The organism is Micromonospora sp. HK10 (genome assembly GCF_000982955.1).
In the GTDB taxonomy this organism is placed as follows: domain Bacteria; phylum Actinomycetota; class Actinomycetes; order Mycobacteriales; family Micromonosporaceae; genus Micromonospora.
The window spans coordinates 1-8,603 of sequence record NZ_KQ058868.1 but is presented as its reverse complement, the minus strand read 5'-3'; the positions used below and the strand labels follow the sequence as shown (position 1 = coordinate 8,603).

General features: G+C 74.2%; 7 protein-coding genes and 1 riboswitch. Of the genes, 4 read left to right on the top strand and 3 right to left on the bottom strand.

What is annotated here, in order from left to right; all coding sequences use genetic code 11:
• Positions 1–295 precede the first annotated feature (295 nt).
• Positions 296–2,347, top strand: a complete 2,052-nt coding sequence (locus LQ51_RS23930; RefSeq protein ID WP_046569358.1) for a M4 family metallopeptidase — start codon at positions 296–298, stop codon at positions 2,345–2,347.
• 264 nt (positions 2,348–2,611) lie between these two features.
• On the opposite strand, the gene LQ51_RS23925 is transcribed toward LQ51_RS23930, so the two are convergent.
• The gene (locus tag LQ51_RS23925) at positions 2,612–3,073 is read right to left on the bottom strand and encodes a YbaB/EbfC family nucleoid-associated protein (RefSeq protein ID WP_046569357.1); all 462 of its coding nucleotides are present in this window, start codon (positions 3,071–3,073) and stop codon (positions 2,612–2,614) included.
• 232 nt (positions 3,074–3,305) lie between these two features.
• Positions 3,306–3,962, bottom strand: a complete 657-nt coding sequence (locus LQ51_RS23920) for a LysM peptidoglycan-binding domain-containing protein (RefSeq protein ID WP_046569368.1) — start codon at positions 3,960–3,962, stop codon at positions 3,306–3,308.
• Positions 3,959–4,131: riboswitch (cyclic di-AMP (ydaO/yuaA leader) on the bottom strand. (Overlaps the previous gene by 4 nt.)
• Before the next feature lie 368 nt (positions 4,132–4,499).
• On the opposite strand from LQ51_RS23920, the gene LQ51_RS23915 reads away from it, so the two are divergent.
• From LQ51_RS23915 to LQ51_RS23905, 3 genes are all read left to right on the top strand, one after another.
• The gene (locus LQ51_RS23915; protein ID WP_046569354.1) at positions 4,500–6,068 is read left to right on the top strand and encodes an LLM class flavin-dependent oxidoreductase; all 1,569 of its coding nucleotides are present in this window, start codon (positions 4,500–4,502) and stop codon (positions 6,066–6,068) included.
• A gap of 90 nt (positions 6,069–6,158) precedes the next feature.
• Positions 6,159–6,701 carry a winged helix-turn-helix transcriptional regulator gene (locus LQ51_RS23910; protein ID WP_082159612.1) on the top strand — a complete coding sequence of 181 codons (543 nt, stop codon included), beginning with the start codon at positions 6,159–6,161 and terminating at the stop codon, positions 6,699–6,701.
• A complete protein-coding gene (locus tag LQ51_RS23905) occupies positions 6,698–7,396 on the top strand; it encodes an SDR family oxidoreductase (protein WP_046569352.1) in 699 nt (232 codons plus the stop codon). The genes LQ51_RS23910 and LQ51_RS23905 overlap by 4 nt, the downstream gene beginning before the upstream one ends.
• Positions 7,397–7,503: 107 nt before the next feature.
• Here the strand turns inward: LQ51_RS23905 and LQ51_RS23900 are convergent.
• On the bottom strand, positions 7,504–8,603 hold a 1,100-nt coding region (locus tag LQ51_RS23900), incomplete at its 5' end, for a helix-turn-helix transcriptional regulator (RefSeq protein ID WP_046569351.1).

The following is an 8,603-nucleotide window of genomic DNA, read 5'->3' as shown; positions in this document are numbered from 1 at the left end:
GATGTCGCGGACATCCGCCCTGATCAGGGGCTATTGAAGATCATGGCTTCCTGGATCGGCGGTATCGGCGCGGCCACGCGGCGGAGTCGGTTGCCCGGGTCACCCATTGATCCGGGCCCATGGGCGTGTGATTGTGCACCCAACGAGCCGCCGACCACGGCGGCCCGGACGGTCGGTCTGTCGAACCGGGCCCACGCCGGCAGGCCCGGAGACCGACCGCCACCCGCCTCGCAGCACGCGCCGCACGCCCCTACCGGGCTCCGTTCGGCGCGCCTAGGAACAGGAGCACACCCCCTTGAAGCTCTCACCTCGCCTCGTCGCGCTCTCCGGCGCGGCCGCGGCCGGTCTGGTTGCCGCTGGCACCGCCGTCGCCGTGCAGGCCGCCCCGCCGAGTCCCGCCCCCGACGCCGCCCAGGCCCGCGCGAACGCCGCAAAGTCGGCCAGCGCCCTGGTCGCCAATCGCCCCGCCTACCTGCACGCCAGCGCCGACGAGGCGTTCGTGCAGCGCCCGGTCATCACCTCCGCGGGCACCCAGTACGTCCCCTACGAGCGCACCTACAAGGGACTGCCCGTCACCGGCGGCGACTTCGTGCTGGCCACCGACCAGGCCGGCAACCTCAAGTACGCCTCGGTGGCCCAGCAGCAGAGCATCGGTGACCTCGCCACCACGCCGAAGCTGACCGCCGCCGCCGCCGAGAAGACCGCCCGCGCCCAGCTCAAGACGGTCAGCTCCGTCGAGGGCAGCACGTTGGTCGTCTACACCCTCGGCGCGCAGCCGGCGCTGGCCTGGGAGACGACGGTGCGGGGCACCAGCGCCGACGGTCCGAGCCGGCTCACCGTCGACGTCGACGCCCACACCGGCAAGGTGCTGCGGACCCAGGAACACGTCATGGCGGGCAGCGGCACCGGCGCGTGGAACGGGCCGGTCACCCTGACCACCACCCTGTCGGGCAGCACCTACTCGCTGAAGGACCCGAGCCACACCAGCCTGGTCTGCCAGGACGCCGCCAACAACACCACGTTCAGCGGCTCGGACGACGTGTGGGGCAACGGCACCGCGTCCAACAAGGAGACCGGCTGCGTCGACGCGTTCTTCGGCGCGCAGACCGAGGGCAAGATGCTCTCCGCGTGGCTCGGCCGCAACGGCGCCGACGGCAACGGCGGCTACTGGCCGATCCGGGTCGGCCTGAACGACCAGAACGCCTACTACGACGGCACCCAGGTCCAGATCGGCAAGAACACCGCCGGTGGCTGGATCGGTTCGCTGGACGTGGTCGCGCACGAGATCGGCCACGGCATCGACGACCACACCCCGGGCGGCATCTCCGGCGGCGGCACCCAGGAGTTCGTCGCCGACACGTTCGGCGCGGCCACCGAGTGGTACGCCAACGAGCCGGCCAGCTACGACGCGCCGGACTTCCTGGTCGGCGAGAAGGTCAACCTGGTGGGCAGCGGCCCGATCCGCAACATGTACAACCCGTCGGCGCTGGGCGACCCGAACTGCTACTCCAGCAGCATCCCGAGCACCGAGGTGCACGCCGCGGCCGGCCCGGGCAACCACTGGTTCTACCTGCTCGCCAACGGCAGCAACCCGACCAACGGCCAGCCGACCAGCTCGACCTGCAACGGCAGCACGGTCACCGGCCTCGGGATCCAGACCGCCATCAAGATCATGTACAACGCGATGCTGCTGAAGACCTCGTCGTCGTCGTACCTCAAGTACCGGGTCTGGACGCTGCAGGCGGCGAAGAACCTCTACCCGAGCAGCTGCACCGAGTTCAACGCCGTGAAGGCGGCGTGGACCGCGGTCAGCGTGCCGGCGCAGTCCGGTGAACCGACCTGCTCCGGCGGCAGCCCCACGCCGACGCCGAGCACCACCACCCCGGCGCCGGGCGGCTGCTCCGGCCAGAAGCTGGTCAACCCCGGCTTCGAGTCCGGCAACGTGAACTGGTCGGCGAGCTCCGGGGTCATCACCACCGACTCCGGGCAGGCCGCGCACGGCGGCTCCTACAAGGCCTGGCTGGACGGCTACGGCTCGTCGCACACCGACACGCTGTCGCAATCGGTGACGATCCCCGCGGGTTGCCGGGCAACGCTGACCTTCTGGCTGCACATCGACAGCGCGGAGTCGACCACGAGCACCGCGTACGACAAGCTGACCGTGAAGGCCGGTGGCACCACCCTGGCCACCTACTCCAACCTCAACAAGGCCAGCGGCTACGTCCAGCGCTCCTTCGACGTCTCGTCGCTGGCCGGCACCACCGCCACCATCTCGTTCACCGGCGTGGAGGACAGCTCGCTGCAGACCTCCTTCGTCGTCGACGACACGGCGCTCAACCTGAGCTGACCGACACCTGTCAGCGGCCGGTCGTCGTCCTCCCGACGGCCGGCCGCTGCGTCACGTCCGGCGGCCGCGTCACGTCCGGTCGCTGCGTCACGTCCGGTAGCTGCGTCACGTCCGGCCGCTGCGTCACCGCCGGTCGCTGCGTCACCGCCGGTCGCTGCGTCACCGCCGGTCGCTGCGTCACCGCCGGGAATCAGGGCGCGGCCGGCCGCAGGCTGGCGGCAGGCCCGGCTGACCGAGGCGGGCCTGGGCCGGCGGCGCGTCGGCTCAGGCCGGTCGGCGGGTGCGCGCCTTCCGGCCCGGGTCGCGGTTGAGCCGGGCCGCCGCGCCCTCCATCGCCCGGCCGAACAGCTCCAGCTGCCGCGCCGAGCGCTCCGGCAGGCCACCGAGGCGCGCGGCGAGGGCGTCCACGTCGGCCTGGGCGGAGGCGGCGACCCGGGCGTCGAGCCCAGCGAGGGCGGCGTTGGCCGCGGCCACGACGTGCCGGCAGACGGTCTCCCACCCCTCGTCGGCGAGGGCCGGATCGACCGTCACCGACTCCAACCGGCCACCCTGGACGGCGACCGCCCGGACCCGGCCGTCGGCGGCGAGGCCCTCCGCGCGCAGCAGCTCCGCCGGGTCGCCGTCGGCGTGCTCGACGGCCCGCGAGCGCATCGCGGACAGCGTCTGCTGGGTCCGGGTGAGCAGCTCGTCCAGGCTCGCGGCCGCGGAGAACGGGTCGTTGGTCATAACCGCGCTTTCTTCACGTCTTTCCGGAGCACCGTGACCATAGCAACCGGCACCGACACCGCGGCGTCACGCACCGCCGCGAGCCGTACGCCGGCGCACGATCAGCCCGGACCCGGCCGGCCTCGGCGTGTCGCGGCGGCCGCCGGGCAGCCGAACGCCCGGCCGGAGAATCGGCCGGGCGTTCGTGGGGAGAGCGGTGGACCGATCCAGCGGCGCGCGGCCACCGGCCGGGTCAGCGCAGGCGCAGCCGCTGGCCCGGGAAGATCAGGCCCGGGTCGGCGCCGACCACGTCCCGGTTGCGGGCGTAGAGGGCGTGCCAGCCGCCGGCGACGCGCTTCGCCTCGGCGATCTCGGAGAGGGTGTCGCCGGGGCGCACCAGATAGCCGCCGGTGGCGCCGGTGCTCGGCGCGGTGCGCCGGTGGCTGCGGGTGGCCGGCTGGTCGGCGCGCGCGGACCGCGTGCCGGTGGCCCGCGGCGACGACGTGGTGGAGCCCGAGTCCCGGGCGGCGTGGTGCTTCGTCGAGCCGCCCTTCTTGCCGCAGACCGGCCAGGCGCCGATGCCCTGCCCCCGGAGCACCTTCTCGGCGACGGCGATCTGCTCGCCGCGGCTGGCCAGATCGGCGCGGCTGGCGTACTTCTGCCCGCCGTAGCCGTTCCAGGTGCCCCGGGAGAACTGGAGCCCGCCGTAGTAGCCGTTGCCGGTGTTGATGTGCCAGTTGCCGCCGGACTCGCACTGCGCGATGGCGTCCCAGTTCACGCTGGACGCGCTGGCCGGCGCGGCGGGCCCGAGCAGCGCCGCGGCGCCGGTGGCCGCACCGGCGACGAGCGCGCCGACGGCGATCCGGCGGGCGCCGGCGCGACGATGACGGGCGAGATGTGCAGTTGCCATGGTTTCCTCCACGCCGACGAGGTGAGCTGTCGGGTTCGGGCCGAGGAGCCCGGCCGCCGGTGGCGGCTTCACCCCGAGGTGTCGAGCACCGAGGAACGTGTGGGTCCCCCGCTCCCGCCTGAGGTCCAGGTACCACCGGGCCGGCGGCGGGATTAGGCGTTGCCAGCCCGTGGTGTCCGCGATCGCGAACGGATACGACGTTAGGAACGGTTTCGGACGATCGCCCACTTCTTGTGAAGTTCTTCACCCGGCCGAGCGACGGGCGGACGCCCCGGGTTGCGGGTCCCCCGCACGTGCCCTACAAGGCGCATCATCACCCACAGTGACCGTCCACGTCGGCCGCGTACCCGGGCGGCGGGCGGCGGGCGGCGGGCGGCGGGCGGACCCTCCGCTGAGGACGGTGCCGACGACAAGCGCCCGCCGCCATCCACGGTGAACGGATTCGCCCCGGTTCCGGAACCGACGGCCGGCGGTGCGCCACGGCGGACTACCGTGAGCGGGGTTGGCACAAGATCGGCACGAGGCGGCGGGACGGACATGACCGACCACGGACACGAACTGCACTTCGGCGGCTTCCTCACCCCCGGGGCCGGGCGGCCGGAGCAGGTGGTGGCGCTGGCCAAGCTCAGCGAGCAGAGCGGGCTGGACCTGGTCACCTTCCAGGACCACCCGTACCAGCCCGGCTTCCTGGACACCTGGACGCTGATCTCGTTCGTGGCCGCCGCGACCAGCCGGATCCGGCTGGCCGGCAACGTGCTGAACCTGCCGCTGCGCCAGCCGGTGGTGCTGGCCCGCAGCGTGGCCAGCCTGGATCTGCTCACCGACGGCCGGATCGAGCTGGGGCTGGGCGCCGGGGCGTTCTGGGAGGCGATCGAGGCGGCCGGCGGCCGGCGGCTCAGCCCCGGGCAGGCGGTGGCCGCCCTGGACGAGGCGATCCGGGTGATCCGCGAGGTGTGGGACACCGAGCGGCGCGGCATGGTCCGGGTCGAGGGAGAGCACTACCGGGTGGTCGGGGCGAAACGCGGGCCCGCCCCGGCGCACCCGGTGCAGATCTGGGTCGGCGCGTACAAGCCCCGGATGCTGCGGCTGGTCGGGCGGGCCGCGGACGGCTGGTTGCCGTCGCTGTCGTACCTGCCGAAGGGCCCGGCGGAGCTGCCGGCCCTCAACGCGCTCATCGACGAGGGCGCCGAGGCCGCCGGGCGGGCGCCGGCGGCGGTACGCCGGCTGCTCAACGTCAACGGCAGCTTCGCCCGCTCGTCGACGGGTTTCCTGGCCGGGCCGCCCGAGCAGTGGGTCGACGAGTTGGCCGGGCTAGCGCTGGAGCACGGCATCGCCACGTTCATCCTCGGCAGCGACGATCCCCGGGCGATCCAGCTGTTCGGCCAGGAGGTGGCGCCCGCCGTGCGCGAGCTGGTCGGTGCCGAGCGGGCCGCGCCGGGCGACCGCGCCGAGGCGGCCGCCCGGGAGCAGGCGGCCGTCGCGGCCGGGGAGACCACCGGCCTCGCGGTCACCCCCACCCCGGATCCGGGGGTACGGCTGAGCGCGCGGCGGCTCTGGGACGAGAGCACCCGCCCGGCGGCCCCGCCGGCGCCGGCCGGCCAGCGCTACACGGTGCGCGGGCAGGCGGCCGGCCAGCATCTGGTGGACGTGCACGACCACCTGCGGCAGGAACTGGGCCAGGTGCGTGACCTGTTGGAGCAGGTGCGGCGCGGGGCGGTCTCGGCGGGTGCGGCCCGGGCCGCGCTGAACGAGATGACCATGAGACAGAACAACTGGACGCTCGGGGCGTACTGCGCCGCGTACTGCACGGTGGTGACCCAGCACCACGGCCTCGAGGACAACTCGATCTTCCCGCACCTGCGTCGCGCGGACGCCGGCCTGGGCCCGGTGCTGGACCGGCTGACCGAGGAGCACGAGGTGATCCACGAGGTGGTGGAGGGGGTGGACCGGGCCCTGGTGGAGTTGATCCACCACCCGGGCGACTTCACCGCGCTGCAGGAGGCGGTGGACCTGCTCACCGACACCCTGCTGTCCCACCTGTCGTACGAGGAACGGGAGATCGTCGAGCCGCTCGCCCGGTACGGCTTCTTCGCCGGCCAGCTCTGAGCGGTGGCTCTCCCCCGCCGCTATTCCCCTCCGCCGGTGTGAGCTAGCTGGCTTTGGTTTTCCTAAGTCAGCTCGGGTAGCGTCACCGGCATGACCGACCTGCTCGCCCGGCGTGACACCTGGTCCACCGCCAACTGCTCGATCGCGGCGGCGTTGGACGTGGTCGGCAACCGGACCACGCTGCTGCTGCTACGCGAGGCTTCGCTGGGCACCCGGCGCTTCGACGACTTCGCCCACCGGGCCGGGGTCAGCGAGCCGGTGGCCGCCACCCGGCTCAAGCAGCTCGTCGCCGACGGGCTGCTCGAACGGCGGCCCTACCGCCAGCCGGGCCAGCGCACCCGCGACGAGTACCTGCTCACCCCGAAGGGCCGGGATCTGCTGCCGGTGCTCGCCGCGCTGCGGCAGTGGGGCGACACGTACGCCGTCGACGAGCCGTCGATCCGGGTCGCGCACCGCGACTGCGGCGCACCCGTGCAGGTACGGCTGCGCTGCGACGCCGGGCATGACGTACCGGCCGACGAGGTGGCCGTGCTGCCCGGACCGGGCCTGCTGCCGACCACCCCGCCGGCGACCCCGGACCTGCCCGCCCAGCCCTGCCACACCCATCCCTGCCACACCCGGAGCGAGACATGAAGATCGCAGGACGCACCGCCCTGGTCACCGGCGCCAACCGCGGCTTCGGCCGGCACCTGGCCGCCGAACTGCTGGCCCGGGGCGCCACCGTGTACGCCGGCGCCCGCAACCCCGACACCGTGGACCTGCCCGGGGTCACCCCGGTCCGGCTGGACATCACCGACCCCGCCTCCGTGGCGGCCGCCGCCGAGCTGGCCGGCGACGTCACCCTGCTGGTGAACAACGCCGGCTCGGGCACCGGGGCGGACCTGCTCGACGCCGACCCGGCCAAGATCCGGCTGGAGATGGAGACCCACTACTTCGGCACCCTGGAGATGGTCCGCGCCTTCGCCCCGCGGATCGCGGCCAACGGCGGCGGCACCGTGCTGAACGTGCTCTCCGCGCTGTCCTGGCTCGCGCTGCCCGGCGTCGGGGCGTACAGCGCCGCGAAGTCGGCGGAGTGGGCGTTGACCAACGCGCTGCGCGTCCAACTCGCCGACCGGGGCGTACGCCTCGCCGGCCTGCACGTCGGCTACATGGACACCGACATGACCGCCGGGCTCGACGTGTCGAAGTCCGACCCGGCGGAGATCGCCCGGATCGCGGTCGACGGTGTCGAGGCCGACCGCTACGAGATCGTCGCCGACGACACCGCCCGCCAGGTCCTCGCCGGCCTGTCCGGCGGGGTCGCCGCCCTCTACCCCGACCTGCCCTGATCGACGCGAGGAAGGGGCCGTTCGCACGCCCGGTAGCCAGGTCGATCGAGGAGTTCCTGGCCGACCGGGCCAGTGGCGGACGGGCCCCTTCGTCCCGCGCCGCCCGGTCAGGGGGCGTTCAGGTCCAGCTCGGCCAGTTCGGCGCGGGACACCACGCCGAGCTTCGGGTACGCCTTGTACAGGTGGTAGCCGACCGTCCGGGCGGACAGGAACAGCCGTGTCGCGATGTCCTTGTTGGACAGCCCGGCGGCCGCGAGTGAGACGATCCGCAGCTCCTGCGGGGTGAGTCGGGCCGCCGGGCCACCCGCGGGCCGAGGCGTCGGGATGCCGGCGGCACCCAGCTCGGTGCGGGCCCGTGCCGCCCACGGCGCCGCCCCCAGCTTGTCGAAGGCGTCCCGCGCGGCGGCCAGGTACGGGCGGGCCTCCGCCCGGCGGCGGCCGCGGCGCAGCCACTCGCCGTACAACAGCGCGGTGCGGGCCTCGTCGAACGGCCGGTTCAGGCGGCGGTACGCGGCCAGCGCCGCCGCATACGACTCCCCCGCCGTCTCGTCCGGGCCGAGCAACGCCTGGCAGCGCAGCACCACCGCGTCGATCCACGGCTGCCGGGCGTGCCCGGCCCAGCGCCGGTACTGCGCGAACGCCTCGGCCGCCGCGTCCGGCCGGCCGGCCCGCACCGCGGCCTCGACCAGGTCCGGGGTGCTGCGGGTGGCCGAGACATGGAACCGGGCCCGCCCCTCGGCCAGCGGCGCCAGCCAGGTCAGCGCCGACTCGGCGCGGCCGTGACCGAGGTCCAGCAGGCCGAGCGCGGCGTACACCCAGGGCACCTGCCAGGCGGGGTCGGCGCCCGCGACGCCGGCGAGCGCCTCGTCGGTGATCCGCCGGCACCCGTCCTCGTCTCCGGCGACCGCGGCCAGATACGCCAGCGGCTCGCCGAGCCGGTCGATCCACTGCCGCTGGTCGGTGTCGCGGGCGATCGTCAGGGCCTCCTCCGCCGCGGCGGCTGCCTCGGCCTGCCGGCCCGCGAACTGCCAGCCGCACGACAGGTAGAACAGCGCCTGCGGGAGCCAGCCCACCCGGCCCTGCCGACGCGCCAGCTCCACCTGCTCCTCGGCCAGCTCGACGGTGACCGACTCCTGGCCGAGGATCAGCCCGAGCCCGGCCACCAGGATCGCGGCCCCCGGCTCGCTCGCGGCGGCCCGGGCCGCCG

What these genes read in the sequence shown, in the direction of transcription:
- LQ51_RS23915 (WP_046569354.1), top strand. Translation starts at nt 4,500, where the DNA reads ATGACCGACCACGGACACGAACTGCACTTCGGCGGCTTCCTCACCCCC.
- LQ51_RS23910 (WP_082159612.1), top strand. Translation starts at nt 6,159, where the DNA reads ATGACCGACCTGCTCGCCCGGCGTGACACCTGGTCCACCGCCAACTGC.
- LQ51_RS23925 (WP_046569357.1), bottom strand. Translation starts at nt 3,073, where the DNA reads ATGACCAACGACCCGTTCTCCGCGGCCGCGAGCCTGGACGAGCTGCTC.
- LQ51_RS23905 (WP_046569352.1), top strand. Translation starts at nt 6,698, where the DNA reads ATGAAGATCGCAGGACGCACCGCCCTGGTCACCGGCGCCAACCGCGGC.
- LQ51_RS23920 (WP_046569368.1), bottom strand. Translation starts at nt 3,962, where the DNA reads ATGGCAACTGCACATCTCGCCCGTCATCGTCGCGCCGGCGCCCGCCGG.